This is a genomic window from Pacificispira sp. HM-600, from assembly GCF_977993705.1.
In genome coordinates this window covers 1,638,077-1,659,206 of record NZ_OZ388079.1, presented here as the reverse complement: position 1 = coordinate 1,659,206, position 21,130 = coordinate 1,638,077, and the positions used below count along the sequence as shown (strand labels likewise).

The following is a 21,130-nucleotide window of genomic DNA, read 5'->3' as shown; positions in this document are numbered from 1 at the left end:
CCGGATAGGGTTTCGGGCATGCGCGCCGTCTTCGCCCTCTGGCGCTCGACCCATCCCGGTCCGACGCTCGTCGTCACCGCCCTCTCGCTCGGCTTGGGCATTGCGGCGGGCCTGGATGCCTGGCGGGTCGCCGTACTCGTGAGCTCGGTCTTCTTCGGGCAGCTCTCGATCGGGCTCTCGAACGATGTGATCGACAGTGACCGTGATCGTCGAGTCGGGCGCACCGACAAGCCCATTGCGCGCGGCGATGTTTCGCTCCGCACGGCCTGGCTCGCGGCGATCACCACCGTTGTCGTCGCGCTCGCGCTTTCGGCAGTTCTCGGACTCGGGATGTTGGGGGCACACGCCGTGTTCCTGGCCTCTGCCTGGGCCTACAACGCGGGGCTGAAGTCCACCGCGATCTCGATCGTGCCGTTCCTCGTGAGCTTCGGCCTCCTGCCTTCGCTCGCGACTCTCGCGTCATCCGAGCCCGAGATCGCCGCGTGGTGGGCGAGCCTTGCGGGGGCGGTCCTCGGTGCGGCCGTACATCTGACGAACGTGCTGCCCGACCTGGACGATGATCGAGCCACCGGGGTCCGCGGCTTCCCGCACCGGATCGGGGCACGCTGGTCAGCGGTGCTCGCAGCGGGAGGAATCGTCGCCGGAGCCGTTGCCGTCGTCTGGGGATCCGTGAACGGAGACATCGGCCGTGTCGGCGTGCTGACCTGGGTGTCCGCGGCCCTCGTCGTGGCCGCGGCGGTCGCAACCGTCGTCCTCGCCGTCAATCGGGCACCGGGTCGCGTGCTGTTCCGGCTGGTGATGTCGGCGGCACTCATCCTGGCCCTGCAGCTCGTCCTCTCGGGCGGTGGATTAACCGGGTGAAGGCTGGTGGCGCGACCCCGAGGTCCGCGCCACGGGATCGAAGCCCATAGCGTACGCCCGCGCCAGGATGCCTCCGGATATCCCGCCGAGGGCCACGCGAACCGCTGCCCCGCGCGCGCGATCGGGAACACGCGTCAATGCACGCCCCAACACCGTGTTGGCTGCCGCGATGCGACCCGAGAGCACAGCGGCCGCCAGGCGACGTTGTTCCCACCGCGCGAGCTCGGGCTCGGGTGCGGCGCCCTCTCGGACCCACTGGGCGAGCAGGGGCGCGAGCGTCGCGGCGTCGACCAGTCCGAGATTCATGCCCTGGCCGCCGATGGGGCTCACCTCGTGCGCCGCGTCGCCGATCGCGAAGACCCGGCCCGCGCGCATCGCCGGGACGAGAGCTCGGCGTACCCCGAAGGCTGTGGCCCACGTGATCGCCTCCGCGCCACCGGCGTAGCCCATCCGTCGAGTGACGATCGAGCGCAGGCGGTCGGCCGCGGCATCCCCCGCCTCCACCCCGCCCGATTCAACCCACGCGACGTACCGGCGCATCCCGTCGGGTAACGGAAAAGACTCGAGCACCCCGTCGGCCTCGAGCCGGACGACCGCGGAGTCGCCGTCATTGCTCGTGTCCGGAGCATCCGTCATCAGATAGCGGTCGGGATAGTTTCGTGTGCGGACCGCTGCCGTCAGCGGACTGACCGCACGGCCTCGGGACCCCGTTGCGATCACGACGATCGGTGCCCGCTCGACCACCGCGGCGCCGTGGTCGTCGCGGAGTTCCAGCTCGACCCCGGACCCGCCGTCGGAAGCAACACGCGTTGCCGTCAACCCGCGGCGCACGTCGGGTGCACCCCAGAACGCTGCCGTCGCGGCGAGCGCGGCCTCGGTCGCGTGCTGGGGGAGGGTGGCGACATACGGATGCTTCGAGCGCAGCCGATCGAAGTGGACGCTCCCGAGCCGGCGACCCTGTGCCGTCGCAATGCCGGTCCGGACTCGTCGGGCGTCGGCGAGCAGCCGCTCGGTCGCCCCCGAGTCCTCGAGGGCACTGAGCGCAGCGGCGTGCAGTCCGACCGCTCGCGTCCCCGCCGAGGGGTTCTCGCGACCATCGATCACCGAGACGTCGACCCCGAGGCGGGCCAGTTCGGCCGCGACCATCACGCCCACCGGGCCGGCGCCGACCACGATCACATCGCTCATGTCGTGAGGTCCCGCACGGCGAGCAGACGGAACGGGGCAGGGCGCTCGACGCGCCATCCGTCCGGCACCAGCTCGGTCAGCTCGGCGCGGGTCCAGCTGCGCCGGATCGAGCGCAGGCCGTCGGTGCGCAAAAAGCTCCCCGGCGCGAGCGGCGTGATGCCGACGGCGTAGGCCGCGTACGCGAGGCGCGAGCGGGCGATGTCTGAGTGCACGGCCAGCCGTGTGGCGAGGCGCCCCGAGTCCTCCAGCACCGTTCGCAACTGACCCGGAGTGAGGTGATGCATGACGTGACTCGAAAGCACGACATCGAAACGCTCGCCAGAATCGGCCAGGCCCGTGCTGTCGATCAGTCGGTACGCGACGCCCCGCAGCGGACCTGCGGCGCGGGCGACGGCCAGGCTTCGATCGTCGGGGTCGATCCCCACGCCGCTCACATCGAACCCGTCCGCTCGCGCACGCAAAACGAGCTCGCGCAGCACATCGCCCCCGCCGCATCCGATGTCGAGAAGCCGCACGGGCCCCGGCGTCGCGGCAAGGGCGGGGCGCACTCTCGTGCGGTAGACGGTGCCCCAGGCGGCGACCAGTCGGTTCACGAGGGTGAATCGCTCCAGAGTTCTGCGCAGCCGCACGGGGTCGCAGTCCGGATCGTCCATGAGCTCGCGCAGGTCCTCCGCGCGCGTGGCGAGGGTCGTCCGGTCGCGCCGCGCCGTCTGGGCCGTCATCCCGCGGCGACCGGCTCGGGTTTCCGGTCGAGCTCGACCGGACCATCAGCACCGCTCGCGTCCACCCGTGCAGCCGCGTCTATCACGGGTGCCGAGGGCACGCGTGCGGTGAGCAGCGCCGACTCGACGGTGAGCCCGGGCCCGAAGGCCACGCCGATTGCGCGCGAGCCATCGGCCAGAGCAGGGTCCTCGAGCATCCACGCCATGATGAACAGCACCGTCGCGGACGACATATTGCCGAAGCGGCGCAAGACATCGCGCGAGAGTTCCAGGGCGTCCGCGGGCAGGTCCAGCGCAGCCTCGAATCGGTCCAGGATGCTTCGGCCGCCCGGGTGCACGAGCCACAGGTCGACCTGCCCCGCGCGGTTGAGGACGGGAGCCAGCGCGTCGCGCACCTCACGTCCGACGATGCGCGGAACCTCCGCAGTGAGCGTCATCTCGAAGCCATGGTCGCCGATGATCCACCGCATGTCGTCCTCCCCCTCGCTCGTCAGCGCGGTGGCGAAACCGTCGAGCTCGAGGCTCGGGGCGACGGGCGAAGGCTCTGCTGACACCACCGCCGCGGCCGCGCCGTCGGCGAAGACCGCGGACGCGACGATCTGCTCGGGATCGAACGATGCGCGCAGGTGGATGCTGCAGATTTCACCGCACACGACCAGGACCATGGCGTTCGGGTCGGCGGCGCATATGCGTGCCGCCTGGCGGAGCGCCGGGAACGCCGCGGCGCAGCCGACGAACCCCAGGTGATCACGCTCGACGGTGGTGCGCAGCCCGAGGTCCCGCACGAGCCGATAGTCGGGACCCGGGGCATAGAAGCCGGTGCACGACGCGGTCACGACGTGCGTGATGGCGGATGCCTCGACATCCGCCCGCGACAGAGCATCCCGCGCCGCCCGCTCGAAGAGTGGCGGGGCCTCGTGGCGATAGACGTCATTGCGCGTTCCCGTCAGCGGCGACAGCACCTGCCGGGTGTCCGCGTCGAGGAATGCGGAGGGTTCGGCGGTGTGCGCCGCGAGCTCGGCAAGCACCGTGTGCCGGGTGTCGATGGCCGACTGATCGAACGCCGCGCCGATCAGTCGTGCCGTCAGTTTCTCGACGCCGGGCTGGGCGAGGAAGAGGTCGCGCACCGCAGATTGCGTCAGAACTGGGGTCGGAACGGCCGTGCCGATGCCGAGGATGTGGGCGGGCATGTCTCAGAGTAACCAGCCCCGGGATGCCGAGGGCCCGGGGGCGACACCTGAGTCCGGTGATGCGAGCGGGTCTGGACAGCGGAGGTGATCGGGAGGAGCCTGGATGCTGATGCGCACCGACGGGTGCGCGCGGGTATGAGGAGGACACATGTTCACGGGTGAGCACGCCTTCAGCGGGTTTTCGGTGGACGACATCGACGCGGCGCGGCACTTCTACGGTGAGCAGCTCGGGTTGACGGTGGAGGACGATCCGATGGGATTCCTCCGCCTACGGCTTTCCTCGGGTCCTCCCATCTTGATCTATAGCAAGCAGGTTCATCAGCCCGCGAGCTTCACGATCCTGAACTTTCCCGTCGATGACGTCGAGGCCGCGGTGGATGACCTGAACGCCCGTGGCGTGGTCACCAAGATCTATACGGACCCCGACTACGGCACGAACGACAGTGGCATTTCGCGGGGGATGGGCCCTGATATCGCCTGGTTCCGCGACCCGGCGGGCAACGTCCTGTCGGTGCTCAAGGTCGACTGAGCCCGGGCGGGCCGTCTCAGTCCAGGCTCGCCCACCCGGTCGGTCCGCTCGACCCGGCGGCGTATTCGTCGAGCGGCACGGTGCCCGCACGCCAGGCGTCGATCGCGGGCTGCACGATGTGCCAGCACTGTTCCGCGGCGTCGGCCCGCACCGAGAGCGTGGCGTCGCCGTCGAGGATGCCCGACAGCACCTCGCCGTAGGCCTTCAGTGCCCCGTCGCCCAGGTCGGCCGTGAGTACCGTTTTCTCGAGCCGGAACGGGTCATCCGCACCGTTGACGTTGAGCTCGAGCGACATCCGGTCGGGACCGAGCGTGAATCGCAGCACCGAACCGTCGGCATCGCCCGTGAAGCCCGCGGGCAGGTGCCGGACCGGGCGGAATCGCACGATGATCTCGGCGTCGCGCGCGGCAAGCGCTTTGCCCGAACGGAGCGTGAACGGCACGCCCTGCCAGCGGGCGTTGCGTACCTCGCAGGTCAGCTCCGCCAGGGTCTCGGTATGGCGGGCGGGATCGACGCCATCCTCATCGACGTACGACGGTACCGGCCGGCCCGCGATCGTTCCCGCCGTGTAGATGGCGCGGCGGGACGCGTGCACGGGATCGTCGTCCCACAGTGCGGTGGCCCGCAGGGCCGCGGATGTCGCGTCCCGCAGGTCGACCTCGTCGAGGGTCGCGGGCGGCTCCATCGCGACAAAGGCGAGCACCTGCAACAGGTGGCTTTGGATCATGTCCGTCAGCGCACCGGCATGGTCGTAGTAGCCGGCGCGGCCCTCGAGCGCGAGGGATTCGTCGTATCGGATGACGACGGATTCGACGTTCTCGGCAGACCACACCGGCTCGAGCACCCGGTTCGCGAAACGAACGCCCAGCAGATTCAGCACCGTCGACCGCCCGAGGAAGTGGTCGACGCGGAAGACCTGCTGCTCGGGGACGAGACCTTGCAGGGTGGCGTTGAGGGTCCGTGCGCTTTCTTCATCGACGCCGAACGGCTTTTCGAGGGCGAGGATGGTTCCCTCCGGTAGCTCGACGTCGGCGAGGGCCTCGCACGCTCGGGCGGCGACCGCCGGGGGTACCGCGAAGTAGAGCGCGAGCCGGCCGGGTGTCGAGGTGACGAGTGCGCGCAGGTCGTCGGGGTTCGTGATGTCCGCTCGCGTGTAGCTCGTGGAGGCGATGACCTCGTTCGCGACCTGTGCGCCGCCGGCAGCGAACGAGGCCCGCACGACATCACGCCAGTGGTCGTCGCTCCAGTCGTCCATCCCGGCACCACGCAGGTGCACGAGCCGCCAACTTTCACGGGTGAGTAGCTCGCCGAGTGCCGGCAGCAGCAGGCGCGAGGTCAGGTCGCCCGAGGCGCCCAGGATCAGAAGCGTGGTCGGGGCCGTCATGCGCCCACCCTATCCGCGAAGGCCGAGACGGAGCCCGACAGGCTCCGGCGGCGGGCTTCTCCCAGGCCCGGCTGACATCATCGGGAAGATGACTTCCCCTATCGCGGACTACGCCATGCTCAGCGACACCCGCACGGCTGCCCTCGTGTCGCGCGAGGGCAGTGTCGATTGGCTCTGTCTTCCCCGCTACGATTCGGCATCCGTCTTCGGTGCGCTTCTCGGTGATAGGCGGCACGGATGCTGGAGTCTGCGACCGACGGATGAATCCGCGATCTCCACCCGGCGCTATGAGCACGACACCTTCGTGCTCGTGACGCGCTGGGAGGGTGCGAGCGGTGTGGCGGAAGTCTGGGACTTCATGCCCCACGGCGGGGACACGATGCCCACCGGAGGCGCCGGGGTGGCCCTCGTCCGTCGCGTCGTCGGGGTCAGCGGGATGATGGATTTCACGCAGCACCTCACGCTGCGCTTCGACTACGCGCGGGCCGTTCCGTGGGTGCGTCAGGTCGGCACCGACGAAGCGCCCGCTCTGCTCGCCGTCGCCGGGCCGGACGCGGTCATCGTGCGTGGGCCCCGCTTGGCGCCGACCGATCACGCGCACGCCGGAAAGCTGACGGTGGAGGCGGGGGAGCACGAGGACCTCACGCTCTCCTGGTTCCAGTCGTATGAGGAGGCGCCCCCGGTGGTCGACGTCGATCGGGCGCTCGCCGCGACGATCGAGTGGTGGCAGGACTGGGCGGCGCGGATCGACCACGACGGCCCGCACCATGACGCCGTGGTGCGCTCGTTGCTGGTGTTGCGTGCCCTGTCCCACCACGACACCGGGGGGATCGTGGCGGCCGCGACGACCTCGTTGCCCGAAGAGTTCGGCGGAACCCGCAACTGGGACTATCGCTACGTTTGGCTGCGCGATGCGGCACTCACGCTCGAGGCGCTGATCAGTCACGGATTCCTCGGCGTCGCCGATCGCTGGCGAGCATGGCTCATCCGAGCTATCGCCGGCGATCCCGCCGAGCTGCAGATCATGTACGGACTCGGCGGCGAACGGGACCTGTTCGAGCGCGAGCTCGACAGCCTCCCGGGCTATGACGGCGTGGGGCCTGTCCGCGTCGGCAACGGTGCCGCGAACCAGTTCCAGGGCGATGTGATCGGCGAGGTCATGGTTGCGCTCGATGAGGCCCGCAGGGCGGGATTGCCCGAGTCCGAGGCGTCCTGGCCCATGCAGCGCGCATTGTTGACGTATGTCGAGGCGAACATGGACCGGCTCGACAACGGCATCTGGGAGATTCGCGCCGAGCCGCGGATGTTCACCCACTCGCGCGTGATGATCTGGGCGGCGCTCGATCGCGGTATCCGCGCAGTGCGCGAGGAGGGGCTGGAGGGACCCGCGGAGCATTGGGAGCAACTACGCGACCGCATGCGTGACGAGATCGACGCGAGCGGCGTCGACCCCGACGGCGGGTTCTTTGTGCAGTTCTACGGCACACGCGAGGTGGATGCCTCGCTGCTCATCCTTCCGCAGGTCGGATACTGCGCACCGGATGACCCCCGGATGCTCGCGACCGTCGCCGAGATGGAGCGGACGCTCATGCCCGACGGGTTGCTGCTGCGGTACCGCACGGAAAGTGGTGTCGACGGGCTGGCGGGCGACGAGCATCCGTTCCTGGCCTGTTCGTTCTGGCTCGTCCAGCAGTACGCCGCGTCGGGACGGGGTGAGGATGCCGCGCGCTTGATGGACCGGCTCTGCGGACTTGCGAACGACGTCGGTCTGCTCGCGGAGGAGTACGACGTCGGTGGACGCCGCCACGCGGGCAACACCCCTCAGGCGCTGTCGCATCTCGCGCTGGTCGGTGCCGCCGACGCGCTCGCCGGTCACTATGGGCGAGCGGCGGCGTCCGCGCTGAAGCATCCTTCTTCCGTCACGTCACCCATCGTTCGCCCCTGAACACGCGTATCCTGATCGCTCCCGTTCGTTCCGCAAGGAGAGCGCGCATGGCTTCACCGCAAGAGCTGACACGTCGGGCCGCGATCGCCGGCTACGAGCTGATCGGGCAGCCCGCGGCGCTGGATCTCGATGGCATCGCCCAGGTCGCGGCGACCGTGTGTGGGGTGCCTCGGGCGGTCGTGAACATCATCGACGAGCGGTACCAGCACTCGGTGGCGGGCGTCGGTGTCGACCCGATGGTGTGCTCTCGCGACGACTCGATGTGCGCCGTCGTCTTCGAGAATCCCGGGCATGTGGTGGTGCCCGATGCGCGCGAAGATCCCCGTTTTTCCGCCAACCCGTTCGTCACCGGGCTGGTGGCGAACGTGCGTTTCTACGCGTCCAGTCCGCTCGTCACTCCCTCGGGGGTGCCGATCGGGACGCTGTGCGTCTTTGACGATGAGGTGGGCGATCTTTCGCCCGAGGCGAGCCACGCACTCGAGTTGCTCGCACACCAGGTCGTCGAGGTGCTCGAGCTGCGGCGTGCCGCCCGCATCCTGCTGCGCACGAACGCCGAACTCGCCCACTTCGCGGGACAGGTGAGCCACGATCTGCGGAACCCGCTGAACGCCGTCTCGGGTTTCATCGAGATCGCCGCCGACGACCCCGAGCTCGCCCACGCGCCCCACGCGGTCCGCGCGCTCGAACGCGCGGAGTCGGCGGTCTCGCGGATGGACTCGATGATCGTTGATCTGCTCGATTACGCCCGGACCGGCGGCGCGATCGCGAGTCGCTCCGATATCGATCTGGAGAGAATCGTCCGCGCCGTCGCGGATGATCTGGATGCTTCGCTGCGGGAGACGCGGGCCCGGATCGTCTACGACGCGCCGGTGCGCGTCACGGGCGACCCGACTCTGCTGCGGGCGTTGTTGCAGAACCTCATCGCGAACGCGGTGAAGTTCGCCGCGGCCGAGGGCGAGGAGCCGTTCGTCGAGGTGCGCGCTTTGCGGGTGTCCGGGGGCTGGCGCGTGACCGTGGACGACAACGGCCCGGGAGTCCCCGTCGAGGACCGCGAGCGCGTGTTCGTCGCCATGGAGCGCGGCAATCACTCGACGCCCGGTATCGGACTGGGCCTCGCAACGTGCCGGCGCATCGTCGAGGCGCACGGTGGCCTGATCGGCATCGAGGATTCGGACCTGGGTGGTGCCAGTTTCTGGTTCGTGCTGCCCGACGGGCCCGCGTAACTCCGCGCCCCGGAGGGCGACAGTTCGCGGCATCCGCTCCACCGATCGATGGCGCGGATGCCGCGAAGAGGAGCCGAAGCTCGTGGTCAGCCCCGCAGCGCCTCGACGAGTTTGACCCGACCGCCCATGCGCAGCAACGAGTTCTCGTAGATCTTCGCGGCGACGAAGATGGCCGCGATGCAGGTTGCCATCAGGATCGCGAGCGACAGCAGCGGCTCCCACCACTGTGCGTCGCCGAGGAACAGCCGCAGCGGCATTCCCACGGGGGCCGAGAACGGCACGTACGACATGATGCCGACCACGAGCGGGTTGTCGTTGAAGAAGATCACCAGGAAGTACGGCGCCATGATCAGCATGGTGAGGGGCGTCGTCGTCGAACCGATGTCTTCCTGACGCGAGACCATCGCGGCCGCGGCGGCGAACAGCGACGCGAGCAGGATGAAGCCGAAGAAGAAGAACACCGCGAACCACGCGATGGGACCGCCGAGACCCTGCAGAAGCGCCGTCTGGCCTGTTACGGATAGGCCGACGACCGCGATGGCGGCGAGTCCCAGAATCTGGGCCATCGCGAGGATCGTGTTGCCGATCACTTTGCCGGCGAGCAGCGCGCGAGTGGGAACGGCCGAGATCAGGATTTCTACCACGCGGGTCTGCTTCTCTTCGACGACGCTCTGCGCGATCGTGCCGCCGAACAGCGAGGCCGCGAGCAGGAAGACGGCCCCGAACCCGATGGCGACCAGGTAGCGGAGCGCGCCGCCGGTCTCGTCCCGGTCGAGCAGTTCGACGGTGGGGGTCTGAGCAAGCAGCAACAGCAGTGTGGTGGGCGCGGACGACTCCGCGATCAGTGTGATGCCGACGGGCGACGAGGAGTCGCCGACGATCGCCGCGTCCACCTCTCCGTCGCGAACGAGGATCTCGGCTGCCGCGCGATCGCCGGCCTCGGTGATGTCGAGACCGTCGATGCCCTGCACCTGTGACGACGCGTCCGGGGTGACCGCGACAGGGATGCCCGAGCTGTCGCTCGCGGTGAACCCTCCCCACACCACGCCGGCGAGGGCGAGCGCGAACAGGATCGCCGTCGAGATCAAGAAGGCCTTCGAGCGGAGCTTCGACCCGATCTCGCGCTCGGCGACCAGGTAGACGCTCTGCGCCGTCGACGGCGCCGGAAGGCTGGCGGGGGATGTCGTGGAGGTGCTCACTGGATGACCTCCTTGAAGATCTGGGCGAGAGTCGGATGCTGGGGCGCGAAGCTCGTCACATCACCGCGGTCGACGGCGCGGCGCAGAACGGCCTGCGCAGTCTCTTCGGTGTCGGTGTCGAACAGGGCATAGCCCCCGTCGAACTCGAGCACGGTGACTCCGGGAACCTCGCGTACCCAGCCGGCGTCGGCCGCGGAGACGAGCTCGAAGCGCTGGGCGGAGTGCTGGGCGCGGAGGCTATCGCGGCTTCCCGCGGCGCGGATCGTGCCGTTGGCGATGATGACGAGGTCGTCGCAGAGGCGCTCGACGACGTCGAGCTGATGGGACGAGAACAACACCGCGGTGCCCTCGGCTGCACGCGCCTGCAGGACGCCCGCGACGACGTCGACGGCGAGGGGGTCGAGACCCGAGAAGGGTTCATCGAGGATCAGGACCTCGGGGTCGTGCACCAGCGCCGCGGCGATCTGAGCGCGCTGCTGGTTGCCGAGAGAGAGGGTCTCGACGTTGTCGCCGAGGCGCTCGCCGAGTCCGAGCTGCTTGAGCAGGCTCTGAGCCCGCGTGGTCGCCTCGGCCTTCGAATAGCCATGCAGGCGGGCCAGGTAGACGATGTGCTCGAGCACCTTCATCTTCGGGTACAGGCCGCGCTCCTCGGGCATGTAGCCGAACCGGCGTCGGTCGGACGATGACACAGCGGCGCCATCGATGGCGACCTGTCCGGCGTCCTTACCGAGGACGCCCAGGACGATGCGCATGGTCGTCGTCTTGCCTGCGCCGTTGCCGCCGACGAATCCCGTCAGGCGACCCGGTAGGACATCGAACGAGACATCGTCGAGCACTCGACGTCCCCCGTAGCTCTTCGTGATACCGGTCAATCGCAGCATCCGTCGTCCTTTCCGTAAGTGTGATTCCACGCTACGGAGGGCGCGGCGGCGGGACATCCCCCTGGTGGGGGGTCTTCGTCCTCCGGCGCGCGGGGGAGGAGGGATCAGGCGAAGCCGTTGCGGTGGGCCCAGACGACCGCAGCGACACGGTCGCGGGCACCGAGCTTCTGCAGAACGTTCGACACGTGGGTCTTGACCGTCGCCTCGCCGATCACGAGTCGTGCGGCGATCTCGGCGTTGCTGAGGGCCTGGGCCAGCAGGCGGAGGACGTCGACCTCGCGCTCGGTGAAGGGCGGCGCGCCACCACCGGGCGCGGCCGACTGAACGGCAGCGGGCTGGGCGTGTTCCGATTCGCCCGCGAACCGGGCGATGACCCGCCGCGTGACTTCGGGCGCGAGCAGGGCGTCACCGGATGCCACGACGCGCACCGCCGCGACGAGGTCTTCGGGTCCCGCGTTCTTCAGCAGAAATCCGCTCGCTCCGGCGGCGAGAGCTTGGAAGAGGTAGTCGTCGCGATCGAACGTGGTGACGATCAGGACGGCCGCCGCGCTGTCGGGATCCGCCACGATCCGTCGCGTCGCCTCGAGCCCGTCGAGTACGGGCATCTGGACATCCATGCAGATGACGTCGGGACGTAGTGAGCTCGCTTGCTCGACCGCTGCCGCGCCATTCTCGGCCTCGCCGACGACGGTGATGCCTCCCGCCGCCTCGAGGATCATCCGAAACCCCGTCCGCATGACGGCATGGTCGTCGGCGAGGAGGACGCGGATGGGTCGCTCCGCCGTTCCTTCGGCGTTCACAAGAGCTCCGCGGCGGGTTGGCGGGGTACTCGCACACGAACGAGGTATCCGCCGCGCGAGCGCGGTCCGGCGTCGATCGTTCCGCCCGAGGCGCTCGCGCGCTCGCGCATGCCGACGAGTCCCAGGCCTCCGCCGGTCGGCACGCCGGTGCGGCCGGTGTTCGTGACTTCGATCTCGACCGCGTCGGGGCTGTAGCGCAGGCGCACATCTGCGCGGGCGTCGGGTCCACCGTGTCGACGGGCGTTCGTCAGGGCCTCTTGCACGATGCGGTACAGGTTCACCTGGACGACGTCCGGAACGCTCCAGGGTTCGCCGAGCTCGGTCAGTGTCGTCGGCAGACCCGCGCCGACGGCGTGCTCGACGAGTCCTGGCAACCCCGTGAGTCTGACGGTGGACGCGGCATCGTCGGCCCCCTCGATGGTGGGCTCATCGGGCGTGCGCAAGGTGCCCAGCAGGTGGCGGAGTTCGTCGAGCGCGTCCCGAGCGGATGTCTCGATGCCCGACAGCGCTCGCCGCGTCGCGGCCGGATCGGTGTCGAGCACCGCACGAGCGGCGCCCGCCTGCACTCCCATCGCTGAGACATGGTGGGCAACGACGTCGTGCAGCTCGCGGGCGATGCGGAGTCGGTCGAGAGCAACCGCCTGCCGAGCGGTCACCTCGCGCTCGCGCGCGAGCTGCGCGGTTCGTTCTTCGAGCTCTGATCGTTCGCGGGCCGCCGCGTAGGCGCGGTTGCCGAAGTAGTAGGCGCCACCGAAGTAGAGGGCGTTGATGAAGAACTGGATCAGCATGAACGCGACGTACGGCGAGAAGACGCCCACGCGCGAGAATCCCTCTTCGGTCGGGGCGGTCGCATCCTGGAACGTCGTCACCAGCAGCCACACAAACATGCCCGCGATGATCACGCCGCGCACGATCGCCGCGCGGCGACGGTCGTCTACCCAGGCGCCCACGGTGTAGATCGCGATAAACATCGCGATGTTCCCGACGTAGATCTCGGGAACCCGCAGGCTGACGGCCACGAAGTAGGCGGCGCACACCACAACGGCCACGGTTGCCGGAAAGCGGCGGCGCAGGGCGAGGGGAGCCGTGACGATCGCGGCGTAGACGAGACCCCATGCGAGGGAGGCTTGCTCGTCGCCGTACAACCCCGCGACCGACGTGAGGGCGGCGCTCAAGACCCCACCCACGAGCAGTACCGCGGCCAGCAGAGTGTCGCTGCGGAGGTACGCGGTCGTGGGCGATCGACGACCGGGCATCGTCAGGTTGTCGCTCATTCCTCCACGCTACGACGACGAGCGCGCCGGGACATCCGTCGGACGGGGGAGAAGGCGACGCGTCAGCCGAAGATCATCGGCACGTCGTCGTCGTCCGCCGTGCCGAGAAGCTCGAGGTCGGCCACGACCGGAACGTGGTCGCTGGGAATTTCGCCCTTGCGCTCGTTACGATGAATGGCTGCGCCACGGACTGCGTCGGACACGGCATGCGAGCCGAGGATGAAGTCGATGCGCAGACCCTCGTTGCGGGGGAATCGCAGCTGCTTGTAGTCCCAGTAGGTGAAGCCGGTCGGCACGAGCGGACGCACGACATCCGCCAGGCCCGCCTCTTCCAGCGCTCGGAAGGCGGCGCGCTCGGGCTCCGAGATGTGCGTCGACACGCCCGGCACGAGCGACGGGTCGCCGTTGTCGGCATCCGTCGGCACGATGTTGAAGTCGCCCACCAGGGCGAGTGCCGAGTCGGGGTCGCGCTGCAGGGTGGTGCGCACGTGGTCGGTCAGCGCACCCAGCCAGTCGAGCTTGTAGACGTAGTGCGGGTCATCGAGCGCGCGGCCGTTGGGAACGTAGAGGCTCCAGACGCGCACCCCGTCGATCGTCGCGCCGATCGCCCGCGCTTCGAGCGGCGCATCCGGCCCCTCGTGTCCCTTGGCGAATCCCGGCATGCCCGGAAAGGAATGTTCGATGTCGGACAGGGGCAGACGGCTCGCAATGGCGACACCGTTCCACTGGTTGAGGCCGTGGGCCTCGACCGTGTAGCCCGCCTCTTCGAACTGCGCGTACGGGAACTGATCGGGGCGGCATTTGATCTCTTGCATCGCCAACACGTCGATGTCTTCGCGGACCGCGAAGGCGACCGTGCGCTCGACGCGTGCACGGATGGAGTTGACGTTCCAGGTGGCGAGCCGCATTTCTCCAGCCTAGGAGGTGGCGGTGACGGTCCGGTGCTGGTCGGTATCGGCCGGCATCGGCTGAACGTCGGTGGCGCGACTCCCGTTGAGCAGGACGATCGCGACCCCCGCGCCGCAGAGGACGAACCCGGCGAGGGTGAGCGGCGTCAGCGGCTCGCCGAGCAGGATCGCCCCGGCGATCGCCGTCGTCGGCGCGATGAGGAAGAGCAGCGCATTGAGTGCCGTGACACCCACCCTGCGTAGCAGCCGCCAGTACAGTCCGTAGGCGGCGAGCGTGGGTGAGAGTGCCGCGAAGGCCGTCGCCATCCAAAACGACGCGGATGCCGGTGGCGCGAGGGTCCCGGTCGCCGCTGCAAGCAGGATCATCGCGAGAGCGGTCACGGTGACGTGCACCGTGAGTGTGACGAGCACCGGCGGTTGGGCGCGTGTGCGCCGCTCGATGAAGGTTCCGACGATCAAGCAGGCCATCGCGAGGGCCGGCAGGAGGTACGCGACCGAAGGAGCATCCGAACCGCCGATCTGCGTCTGCACGACCAGCGCGACACCGGCCGCACCCGTCCCGAGGCCCGCCCACTGCGCGCCCCGCACCCGCAGGCCCAGCAGTGGGCCGACGAGTGTCGCCACGACGAGGGGCTGCACCGCGTCGATGAGCGCGGTCGTACCGGTCGTGATGCCGACGGCGATCGACCCGTACACGCTCACGCAGTAGCCGAACTGCGCGAAGACCCCGATCGTCGCTTGCCGCCGGATCGTCCCGCGCGTGACACCTCGAGCCGCGCCCGAGACCCGGACGATGACGAGTAGCACCGCGGCGAGCGGAACGAAGCGCCAGACCAGCAGGGTGGTCGGCGCGACATCCACCGTGGCAATGGCGGCGACGAGAAAGCCCGAGCTCCACGTCAGTACGAAGGCAGCGGCCGCGATGGTCGTCAGCGTCATCGAAAGTATACCGACCTGTTTACTCACGGCATTGACTATACAGGTTGGTATACTTTCGTCATGACGTCCCCCGTTCCGGTTCTGCCTCCTCTCACCCCGGGCGCTCGACGAGTCCTGGACGCGGCATCCGAGCTGTTCTACGAGCGCGGAATCCATGCCGTCGGGGTCGACACGATCGCCGACGCCGCGGGCGTGACGAAGAAGACTCTGTACGACCGGTTCGGTTCGAAAGAGGCGCTCGTCGTGTCGTACCTACAGCATCGAGACGAGCGGTGGCGGACTCACGTCGCCGACCACCTCGCGCGCGTTCCGGACCCTGGAACCGACCGCATTCTCGCGATCTTCGACGCGGCCATCTCGTGGTCGGGCGCCAACAGTCCGAAGGGATGCAGCGCAATCAACGCCCGCGCCGAGATCGGCGACGGACACGACGGCAGCCCGGTCTTCCCCGAGGTGGCACGGCAGAAAACGTGGCTGCTCGAGCAGTTCAGCGCGCTCTGCCGCGAGGCGGGCGTGCCGCAGGCCGACCAGATGGCGTGTCACCTCATGCTGCTCTACGAGGGCGCGATCGTCACCGTCGGGATGGAGACGTTCACGCAGCCGTTCGAGCTCGCGCGAGGGGTATCTCGCTCCCTCCTCGAGGCGGCGGTGAAGCCCGCCCCCGCGCCCTAGACTCGAGCCCATGACCGCGTCGACACCCGAAATCGAAGCCGACCGCCAGCGGCTCATTGCCCTCATCTCTGACGAGGCCGTGTTCCACGGGGACTTCACCCTCTCGAGCGGCAAGCAGGCGAACTACTACGTCGATATGCGCAAGCTCACGCTCGACCACCGCGCCGCGCCCGCGATCGGCCGCATCATGCTCGATCTGATCGCCGACATCCCCGACGTCGCATCGGTGGGAGGCCTGACCCTCGGCGCCGACCCGATCGCGAACTCGATCATGCACGAGTCGGTGCACGCGGGTCGCCCGCTCGATGCTTTCGTGGTGCGCAAAGAACCGAAGGACCACGGTCGCGGTCGTCAGATCGAGGGCGCGGATGTCGCGGGCAAGCGTGTCGTCGTTGTCGAAGACACGTCGACCACGGGTCAGTCGGCGCTGAAAGCCGTCGAGGCGCTGCGTCGCGAGGGTGCCGAGGTCGTTGCGGTCGCCGTGATCGTGGATCGGGCGACCGGGGCTCAGGCGGCCGTCGAGGCCGCCGGGCTCGAGTGGCGCGCGGCGATCGGGCTGGCCGACCTGGGTCTCGAGCCGCAGTAAGCCGTCTTGTGGGGCCGGGCTGGTCGCCTCGACAAACTCAGCGACCGTGAGGTCGCCCCCGGCCTAGCCGAGATCAGTCGTCGCGGCCACGACCACGCCACCACGCGACGACGAACGCCACGAGCGTGCCCCCGACGATGAGCGTCGACACGGCGAAGATCAGGTCTCGATCTGACATGAGTGTTCCTAGGGTCGGCGCCCCGCCGCAGCCTCGGCCACGATGCGGGCGATACGCGCCGCTCGCGTCTCGGGGCGCTTTGCGCTCGCGATCTGCGTGAGGCCGTAGGTCCGGACGGACGGCGGGAAGCCGTCCCACGCCGCGCGCGCCTCGGGCACGGCGTCGAGTGCCGCGGCGAACTCGGGCGGCTCGATCAGCGCCTCGGGGCCATCGAGCATCGTCCACGTGCCGTTCGCCTTCGCGATCTCGATGGCGCGGATGCCGGCGGCCTCGAGCTGCCCCGCCGCCTCCAGGATCTCGACGCGGGCCTTGTTGGTGCCCGCCCACCCGCTGTTCGCTCGCCGCGGGGCGAACCAGAGCCCGGATGTCTCGTCGTCGAACACGCGGACCGGACCGTCGATCCACCCAAAGCACAGGGCCTGCCGGATCGCGTCTTCGTACGGGATGTGGAGGTGGGTGAAGCCCTTGCGGCCACGCACCAGCCACGCGCCCTTGGAGTCCGCGTGGTTCTCGGCGAGCCACGCGCGCCAGGTTGCGGCATCCGCTGCCCGCACCCGCTCGCCGTCGTCCAACACACCCATGCCGCGACGATACCGCGGGGGTCAGACATCCGTAACGGTGGCCCGCGCCTGAGAGCGGGTCAGATGACCTCGGGCAGCTCGGTCTCGGCGGGCTCCGCAGCGACCAGGTCGGCGACCGAGTCGAGCACCTCGTCGGGCCGGAACGGGTAGCGCTCGATCTCGGCGGCGTCGCTGATGCCCGTGAGGACGAGCACGGTGTGCAGGCCGGCCTCGATGCCGGCCACGATGTCGGTGTCCATCCGGTCGCCGATCATCCCGGTGTTCTCGGAGTGTGCGCCGATTCTGTTCATGGCCGAGCGGAACATCATCGGATTGGGCTTGCCGACGACATACGGTTCCTTGCCCGTGGCCCTCGTGATGAGGGCCGCGAAGGAGCCGGTTGCGGGAACGACACCCGAGGGCGTCGGGCCCGTGGCATCCGGGTTCGTCACGATGAACCGCGCGCCCGCGTTGATGAAGCGAATGGCCTGGGTGATGGCCTCGAACGAGTACTGGCGGGTCTCGCCGACGACGACGTAGTCGGGCTGGGACTCGGTGATGATGTAGCCGGCCTCATGCAGCGCGGTCGTCAGCCCGGCCTCGCCGATCACGAACGCCGTGCCGCCGGGCAGCTGTGAGGCGAGGAAGTCCGCCGTCGCCAGGGCCGAGGTCCAGATACGGTCCTCGGGCACGTCCAGGCCGGAGGCGCGGAGGCGTGCGCTCAGGTCGCGCGGCGTGAAGATCGGATTGTTCGTCAGCACGAGAAACGGGGTGCCCTGGTGGCGCCACTGTTCGAGCAACTCGGCCGCACCCGGGACCGGGCGGTTATCGTGCACGAGCACGCCGTCCATGTCGGTCAACCAACACTCGATGTCGGCCCTCGTGCGCGTGAGGGAGCGGTCTGCGGCCATGCCGCCAGCCTAGGCCGGATGGGTCGGATTGCGCGCTGTCCCAGAGCGGGTTCGACGCCGAGGTGCGGCGCGTCGTCGGCGTCTGGCCGTACTGTCGAGACATGAGCGCCCGACGCGATCAGTGGAACCCGACGTCACTCCCGCCTCAGGCCGGACGCGTCTTCCTCGTGACCGGCTCGAATGCGGGTCTCGGCTATTTCGCGAGCGAGCAGCTGGCTCGCGCCGGGGCGCACGTGATCATGTCGGGGCGAAACCCGAATCGACTCGCCGCGGCCCGTGCCGCGATCGGTCGGCGAATACCGGATGCCTCGGTCGAGACGATGCTGCTCGACACCAGCAACCTGGGTTCGGTGCGTGCTGCCGCGGCATCCGTCGGCGGTCGCGATCGCCTCGACGGGGTGCTGCTGAACGCCGGCATCGTGCACCCGCCCCGCACGCGCGAGGTGACGGCGGATGGCGACGAACTCGTCCTTGCGACGAACGTGCTCGGCCACTTCGCGCTCGCCGGGGCGCTGTTGCCCGTGCTAGAGCGCGCCGAGCTGCCCGCGCGAATGGTCTGGCTCGGCAGCTTGTCGACGGCCATGGGCTCATACGATCCGGTCGACCCCCAGCTGGAGACGGACTACTCGCCCTGGCGGGCATACGTGCAGTCGAAGGTCATCGCGCAGGCGCTGGGTTTCGAAGCCGATCGCCGGCTGCGTGCCCACGGCCTCGCGGTGCGCAGCCTGGTCGCCCATCCCGGATATTCGGTGAGTGGACGCACCACCGGCATCCGTGGAGTCAACGAGCCCACGCGTGGCGCGCGCTTCTTCGACAACCTGCAGGCAGCGGTGACGCAGTCCAAAGAGCGCGGGGCGTGGGCGCCGGTGCGTGCGCTCATCGACCCGGATGCCGAGGGCGGCACGTTCTGGGGCCCGAAGGGTGGACTCAGGGGCATGCCGCGAATAGCGCGTCCGGCTGCGCTGACCGCAGATCCCGCGCGTGGCGAGAGGCTGTGGGCGTTCTGCGAAGAAGTCGCGGCGGTGCAGTGGCCCTCGGATCAGGGGTCTTCCGGCCGGAGGCGCTGGCGCCGTCGGTCAGGCCGATAGCCACACGGCCGCGGCCGCACCCTCGGGGAGCGCAATCGGCCCGCTGTCTCCTTCGAGGATCTCGCGTGAGATCACCCGGACGCTCGCCCCGACCTCGACACCCCGCTCTTCGAGGTGACGCAACAGCGGGGCGTCCCGGTCGCTCACGCGCAGAACGCGGCCCTCGTGCCCCGGGGCGGCATGGGCGAGCAAGACGAACCTCACGCGCTCGACCCGACCCTCGGCATCCGGAATGGCGTCGCCGTGCGGATCGAAGCGGGGGCGACCGAGACGCTCGTCGATTCCCTCGAGCAGCCGGTCGCTGATCGTGTGCTCGAGGACCTCGGCTTCATCGTGCACTTCGTCCCAGCCATACCCGAACTCGCGTACGAGCCAGGTTTCGATCAGGCGGTGCCTGCGGATGATTCCGCTGGCGCGGCGGCGGCCCTCATCCGTGAGCGTCACCGGGCCGTAGGGGCGGTGGGTGACGAGCCCCTGCGCGGCGAGCTTCTGGACCATCTCGGTGACGCTCGAGGGTGCGAGACCGAGTTCGCCCGCGAGCTGCGACGGGGTGATCTGGCGATCTTGCCACTCGGTGTGGTGGTAGATCGCCTTGAGGTAGTCGTCGACCACGGCGCTCGGGGGTGCCATTGCCTCAGGGTACCGTCCGAGGATTACGGCGATGTTTGATCACGGCGCTGTGTGGGTCAGTAACGTCAGGCGCCGGTGAACACGAGGAACAGCAGTACCGCGTTGAGCGTGACCAGGAAGACGCTCGCGAGGATGCCCCCGATCGTCGTGAGGGGCCGGTTGCGGTACTCCCCGAGCGTGCGCTGCTGGGCGGTCAGCACCACCAGTGGGATGAGGGCGAACGGGATGCCGAACGAGAGCACGACCTGGCTGAGCACGAGCGCGAAGGTCGGATCGAACCCCGCGCCGAGTATCAGGAGCGCGGGGATCAGCGTGACGAGGCGGCGGACGAGCAGGGGCACGCGTACCCGCAGCAGGCCGCTCATGATCTCGGCGCCCGCGTATGCGCCGACCGACGTGGACGCGAGCCCCGACGCGAGTAGTCCCACCGCGAACAGGGTCGCGACGAGCGGTCCCAGTCCGTCGCGGAGCGCCGCGTAGGCGCCCTCGAGGCTGTCGGTGCCGGGTACGCCCTCGAGATTCGCCGCCGCGAGCAGAAGGATGCAGAGATTCACCGTGCCCGCGATGATCATGGCGATCGAGACATCCCACCGCGTCGCCCGCAGCAGGCGCTCCGTGCTGACCCCGCGAAGCGTCGCGAGCTCATCGCCCGCGTGACGCGTCGGGGCCGGAGCGAGGGCTCCCCCTGTCGTGGGGTGGGTTGTCGTGGAGCGGGGCGGGGCGAACCGGTCGCGAGAGAGCGCCGAGTGGGCATAGATCGCGTGGGGCATGATCGTTGCGCCGAGGATGGATGCGGCAAGTAGCACCGAACCCGCATCCTCGAAGCGCGGGACCAAGCCCCCGACGATCCCGGCGGGGTCAGGAGGGCCGACGAAGACCCCCGCGGTGAAGCCGACCGCGATGATGACCATCAGGGCGATGACCGCGTTCTCGAACGGGCGGGCACCGCGCTTGGACTGCACGAGCAGCAGGCCGATCGAGACGACGCCGGTGATCACGCCGCCCCACAGCAGGGGGATTCCGAAGAGCAGGTTGAGCGCTACGGCGCCGCCGATCACCTCGGCCACATCGGTGGCCATCGCCACGAGTTCGGCCTGGAGCCAGTAGGCGCGGCGGGCCCATCGGTTGCGCAGGCGTCGACCGAGCACCTCGGGCAGGCTCTCGCCCGTGACGATGCCGAGCTTGGCCGAGAGATATTGGACCAGCCACGCCATGACGTTGCCGATCACGACGACCCAGACGAGCAGGTACCCGTACTGGGCGCCCGCGGTCATGTTGCTCGCGACATTGCCGGGATCGAGGTAGGCGACGCCCGCGACGAGGGCGGGACCGATCAGCCACGCGATCTTCGGCGTGCTGACGGCCCCGCCGACCTCATGCGTCGCGCCTTGTTGCGCGGTCGAATTTTTCGGCACACCGAAACCCTAGCCATATTTCGGGTGCCCGAAAAGAGCGTCTGGCG

Annotated in this window: 21 protein-coding genes; 7 read left to right on the top strand and 14 right to left on the bottom strand. The window is 69.2% G+C overall.

Annotated features, from left to right (window positions below):
• Window positions 1–18 precede the first annotated feature (18 nt).
• Window positions 19–861: a UbiA family prenyltransferase gene (locus ACXZ1E_RS07865; RefSeq protein WP_458042807.1), complete on the top strand. Its 843-nt coding sequence runs from the start codon at window positions 19–21 to the stop codon at window positions 859–861.
• Here the strand turns inward: ACXZ1E_RS07865 and ACXZ1E_RS07860 are convergent.
• Genes ACXZ1E_RS07860 through ACXZ1E_RS07850 form a run of 3 tightly spaced genes read right to left on the bottom strand, consistent with a single transcriptional unit; the run spans window position 850 to window position 3,961 of the window.
• Window positions 850–2,049, bottom strand: coding sequence for an FAD-dependent oxidoreductase (locus ACXZ1E_RS07860; protein ID WP_458042806.1), 1,200 nt, complete (start codon window positions 2,047–2,049; stop codon window positions 850–852). The two genes, ACXZ1E_RS07865 and ACXZ1E_RS07860, sit on opposite strands and share 12 nt — an antisense overlap.
• Window positions 2,046–2,771, bottom strand: coding sequence for a methyltransferase domain-containing protein (locus ACXZ1E_RS07855; protein ID WP_458042805.1), 726 nt, complete (start codon window positions 2,769–2,771; stop codon window positions 2,046–2,048). Before ACXZ1E_RS07855 ends, ACXZ1E_RS07860 begins: the two co-directional genes overlap by 4 nt.
• Window positions 2,768–3,961, bottom strand: coding sequence for a type III polyketide synthase (locus tag ACXZ1E_RS07850; protein ID WP_458042804.1), 1,194 nt, complete (start codon window positions 3,959–3,961; stop codon window positions 2,768–2,770). Before ACXZ1E_RS07850 ends, ACXZ1E_RS07855 begins: the two co-directional genes overlap by 4 nt.
• Before the next feature lie 148 nt (window positions 3,962–4,109).
• Between ACXZ1E_RS07850 and ACXZ1E_RS07845 the strand changes: the two genes are divergently transcribed.
• Window positions 4,110–4,490, top strand: a complete 381-nt coding sequence (locus ACXZ1E_RS07845; protein ID WP_458042803.1) for a VOC family protein — start codon at window positions 4,110–4,112, stop codon at window positions 4,488–4,490.
• Between the two features lie 16 nt (window positions 4,491–4,506).
• Here ACXZ1E_RS07845 and ACXZ1E_RS07840 read toward each other — a convergent pair whose 3' ends face one another.
• On the bottom strand, window positions 4,507–5,874 hold the full coding sequence (locus tag ACXZ1E_RS07840) for a glucose-6-phosphate dehydrogenase (RefSeq protein ID WP_458042802.1): 1,368 nt from the start codon (window positions 5,872–5,874) through the stop codon (window positions 4,507–4,509).
• An 88-nt stretch (window positions 5,875–5,962) separates the two neighbouring features.
• On the opposite strand from ACXZ1E_RS07840, the gene ACXZ1E_RS07835 reads away from it, so the two are divergent.
• Both ACXZ1E_RS07835 and ACXZ1E_RS07830 read left to right on the top strand, forming a co-directional pair.
• Complete coding sequence (locus tag ACXZ1E_RS07835) at window positions 5,963–7,819, top strand: glycoside hydrolase family 15 protein (RefSeq protein ID WP_458042801.1); 1,857 nt, start codon at window positions 5,963–5,965, stop codon at window positions 7,817–7,819.
• A 47-nt stretch (window positions 7,820–7,866) separates the two neighbouring features.
• A complete protein-coding gene (locus tag ACXZ1E_RS07830; RefSeq protein ID WP_458042800.1) occupies window positions 7,867–9,042 on the top strand; it encodes a GAF domain-containing sensor histidine kinase in 1,176 nt (391 codons plus the stop codon).
• Window positions 9,043–9,128: 86 nt separating this feature from the next.
• Here ACXZ1E_RS07830 and ACXZ1E_RS07825 read toward each other — a convergent pair whose 3' ends face one another.
• The 6 genes from ACXZ1E_RS07825 to ACXZ1E_RS07800 form a co-directional block, all read right to left on the bottom strand.
• A complete protein-coding gene (locus tag ACXZ1E_RS07825) occupies window positions 9,129–10,241 on the bottom strand; it encodes an ABC transporter permease (protein ID WP_458042799.1) in 1,113 nt (370 codons plus the stop codon).
• The gene (locus tag ACXZ1E_RS07820) at window positions 10,238–11,122 is read right to left on the bottom strand and encodes an ABC transporter ATP-binding protein (protein WP_458042798.1); all 885 of its coding nucleotides are present in this window, start codon (window positions 11,120–11,122) and stop codon (window positions 10,238–10,240) included. Before ACXZ1E_RS07820 ends, ACXZ1E_RS07825 begins: the two co-directional genes overlap by 4 nt.
• Window positions 11,123–11,226: 104 nt before the next feature.
• Complete coding sequence (locus tag ACXZ1E_RS07815) at window positions 11,227–11,922, bottom strand: response regulator (RefSeq protein ID WP_458352087.1); 696 nt, start codon at window positions 11,920–11,922, stop codon at window positions 11,227–11,229.
• Window positions 11,919–13,196, bottom strand: a complete 1,278-nt coding sequence (locus ACXZ1E_RS07810) for a sensor histidine kinase (protein WP_458042797.1) — start codon at window positions 13,194–13,196, stop codon at window positions 11,919–11,921. The genes ACXZ1E_RS07815 and ACXZ1E_RS07810 overlap by 4 nt, the downstream gene beginning before the upstream one ends.
• A 62-nt stretch (window positions 13,197–13,258) precedes the next feature.
• Complete coding sequence (locus ACXZ1E_RS07805; RefSeq protein ID WP_458042796.1) at window positions 13,259–14,104, bottom strand: exodeoxyribonuclease III; 846 nt, start codon at window positions 14,102–14,104, stop codon at window positions 13,259–13,261.
• 9 nt (window positions 14,105–14,113) lie between these two features.
• Window positions 14,114–15,043, bottom strand: coding sequence for a DMT family transporter (locus ACXZ1E_RS07800; RefSeq protein WP_458042795.1), 930 nt, complete (start codon window positions 15,041–15,043; stop codon window positions 14,114–14,116).
• A 60-nt stretch (window positions 15,044–15,103) separates the two neighbouring features.
• Here ACXZ1E_RS07800 and ACXZ1E_RS07795 point away from each other — a divergent pair, with 60 nt between their 5' ends.
• Both ACXZ1E_RS07795 and pyrE read left to right on the top strand, forming a co-directional pair.
• Entirely contained in the window at window positions 15,104–15,715 is a 612-nt protein-coding gene (locus tag ACXZ1E_RS07795) for a TetR/AcrR family transcriptional regulator (RefSeq protein ID WP_458042794.1), read from the top strand.
• Between the two features lie 10 nt (window positions 15,716–15,725).
• Window positions 15,726–16,301 carry an orotate phosphoribosyltransferase gene (gene pyrE / locus ACXZ1E_RS07790; protein ID WP_458042793.1) on the top strand — a complete coding sequence of 192 codons (576 nt, stop codon included), beginning with the start codon at window positions 15,726–15,728 and terminating at the stop codon, window positions 16,299–16,301.
• A gap of 186 nt (window positions 16,302–16,487) precedes the next feature.
• On the opposite strand, the gene ACXZ1E_RS07785 is transcribed toward pyrE, so the two are convergent.
• Together ACXZ1E_RS07785 and ACXZ1E_RS07780 are read right to left on the bottom strand one after the other, a co-directional pair.
• Entirely contained in the window at window positions 16,488–17,060 is a 573-nt protein-coding gene (locus ACXZ1E_RS07785) for a YdeI/OmpD-associated family protein (RefSeq protein WP_458042792.1), read from the bottom strand.
• A 59-nt stretch (window positions 17,061–17,119) separates the two neighbouring features.
• Window positions 17,120–17,950: an HAD-IIA family hydrolase gene (locus tag ACXZ1E_RS07780; RefSeq protein ID WP_458042791.1), complete on the bottom strand. Its 831-nt coding sequence runs from the start codon at window positions 17,948–17,950 to the stop codon at window positions 17,120–17,122.
• Between the two features lie 101 nt (window positions 17,951–18,051).
• Here ACXZ1E_RS07780 and ACXZ1E_RS07775 point away from each other — a divergent pair, with 101 nt between their 5' ends.
• Window positions 18,052–19,038 (top strand): SDR family NAD(P)-dependent oxidoreductase, encoded by a 987-nt coding sequence (locus ACXZ1E_RS07775; RefSeq protein ID WP_458042790.1) that lies wholly within the window; start codon window positions 18,052–18,054, stop codon window positions 19,036–19,038.
• Here ACXZ1E_RS07775 and ACXZ1E_RS07770 read toward each other — a convergent pair.
• Window positions 19,027–19,668, bottom strand: coding sequence for a metal-dependent transcriptional regulator (locus ACXZ1E_RS07770; protein ID WP_458042789.1), 642 nt, complete (start codon window positions 19,666–19,668; stop codon window positions 19,027–19,029). The genes ACXZ1E_RS07775 and ACXZ1E_RS07770 overlap by 12 nt on opposite strands.
• A gap of 65 nt (window positions 19,669–19,733) precedes the next feature.
• On the bottom strand, window positions 19,734–21,083 hold the full coding sequence (locus ACXZ1E_RS07765) for an Nramp family divalent metal transporter (RefSeq protein WP_458352086.1): 1,350 nt from the start codon (window positions 21,081–21,083) through the stop codon (window positions 19,734–19,736).
• Between the last annotated feature and the right edge of the window lie 47 nt (window positions 21,084–21,130).